At 70.8% G+C, this 1,783-nt stretch carries 3 protein-coding genes; 2 read left to right on the forward strand and 1 reads right to left on the reverse strand.

Annotated features, from left to right (window positions below; translation table 11 throughout):
* Together ACWF94_RS39885 and ACWF94_RS39890 are read left to right on the forward strand one after the other, a co-directional pair.
* On the forward strand, window positions 1–751 hold a 751-nt coding region (locus tag ACWF94_RS39885; protein ID WP_453500096.1), incomplete at its 5' end, for an FtsX-like permease family protein.
* A 5-nt stretch (window positions 752–756) separates the two neighbouring features.
* Window positions 757–1,467: an ABC transporter ATP-binding protein gene (locus ACWF94_RS39890; RefSeq protein ID WP_453500100.1), complete on the forward strand. Its 711-nt coding sequence runs from the start codon at window positions 757–759 to the stop codon at window positions 1,465–1,467.
* 69 nt (window positions 1,468–1,536) lie between these two features.
* On the opposite strand, the gene ACWF94_RS39895 is transcribed toward ACWF94_RS39890, so the two are convergent.
* Window positions 1,537–1,689 carry a hypothetical protein gene (locus ACWF94_RS39895; protein WP_453500098.1) on the reverse strand — a complete coding sequence of 51 codons (153 nt, stop codon included), beginning with the start codon at window positions 1,687–1,689 and terminating at the stop codon, window positions 1,537–1,539.
* Window positions 1,690–1,783: the final 94 nt, after the last annotated feature.

The raw sequence follows: 1,783 nt of genomic DNA on the forward strand, positions 1-1,783 counted from the left end.
GTACCTGGATTCCCCGGGGGACCGGCTGATCGTCCCGTCCCACGCACTCAGCCGGCTCAACGGCCGGCAGGCGGGGACCACGAACCTCGGCGGCGCCGGCTTCAGGCTCAAGGACCCCGCGACGTTCGGCGCTTTCACCTCCTGGGCGAAGAAGCAGGCCGGCTCCAGCCTGGACGGTTTCAGGCTCGGCATCAACGACAAGGCCGTCAGGCAGATGACCGGCCCGCTGAACGCGGTGTCCTCCTCCACCACCATCGCGATGTGGCTCATCGGCATCGCGGGCGCCGGCGTCCTGGCGCTGCTGGTGACCCTCGCGGTCAAGCAGCGGACCAAGGAGTACGGCGTACTGCTCGCCATGGGCGAGAAGAAGGGGAAGGTCATCGCCCAGCAGACCGTGGAGATCGTCGCGGTGGCCACCCTGGCGATCGGACTGAGCTGGCTGTTCGCCGAACCCCTCACCCAGAGCGCGGGAAACTCCCTGGTGTCCGGCGAGGCGGCGGCGGCACAGAAGGAGATCGACTCGTGGGAGCCGCCCGCGCCCGGCTCAACCGGCCTCGGCCAGGGCAGGGACCCCGACGACCAGCCGGTCGCGGATGCCGACCCGATCGACCGGATCACCGTCCGCCTCGACAACGGCGCCCTGGCCACGGTCGTCGGCACCGGCCTCGGTATCGCCCTGCTGGCCACCGCGATACCCGCCGCTTCCGTCCTGCGCCTCCATCCCAAGACCATCCTGACGAAGGGCAAGTGACCGTCATGCCTTCCCCGGCTCTCACCACCACCACCGAGCCCGTCCTGCGGCTCTCGGGCGTCAGTCACACGTACACCGGGCAGCGCCGCCGCACCACCGTCCTCAAGGGCATCGACCACGGCTTCCACCGCGGCACCTTCTACGCCGTTCTCGGTCCCTCCGGCAGCGGCAAGACCACCCTGCTGTCACTGGCCAGCGGCCTGGACGCGCCCACCCAGGGCACCGTCAGCTTCGATGGCACCGACCTCGCCCGCATCGGCCTGGGCCGCTACCGCAACCGGCACGCGGCCACCGTCTTCCAGCAGTACAACCTGCTCACCTATATGACGGCCGTACAGAACGTCACCACCGCCATGGAGATCACCGGCACCAAGGTCCGCGGCAAGAGGGCTCACGCACTCGAACTCCTCGAACGGGTCGGACTCGACAGACAGCAGGCCACCCGCAGCGTGCAGCGGCTGTCCGGCGGGCAGCAGCAGCGCGTCGCCATCGCCCGCGCCCTGGCCTGCGACGTCGACATCCTCTTCGCCGACGAACCCACCGGCAACCTCGATGCCGACACCGCCGCCGGGATCATCCGCATCTTCCAGGAACTGGCCCATGAGCAGGGCAAATGCGTCATCGTCGTCACGCACTCCCAGCAACTGGCCGCCGAGGCCGACCAGACCCTCACCCTGAGCAGGGGACGGCTCACCGGCACCGCCCGTCGCTCCTGAGCCGTCGCCCCGGCCCCTGCCGTGCGCGGAACCGGCCCCGCCGCGGTGCGCCCCCACCGCCCCGGGAAGTCACGCGGGATCACCGGCGTCACCTTCGAAGCGGTGCCCGCGTTCAAGATCGCACAGGCGTACGCCGAACCGTGGTGGCTGCGACAGCGACACGGCGTGACGTTCGGGCGGGGCGTGATCGACGCCCCGCTGCGCCAGCTGGGTGTCCTTCACCGACCGCGGGTTCCACACGGGGCCAGCCGAAGGTGCGCCGGTGAGACACGGCCACCCGCGTACGGGGCGACCCGCGCGCGGGTGGCCGCCGGGG

Source organism: Streptomyces sp. NPDC055078 (assembly GCF_053607985.1).

What these genes read in the sequence shown, in the direction of transcription:
- ACWF94_RS39890 (WP_453500100.1), top strand. Translation starts at nt 757, where the DNA reads ATGCCTTCCCCGGCTCTCACCACCACCACCGAGCCCGTCCTGCGGCTC.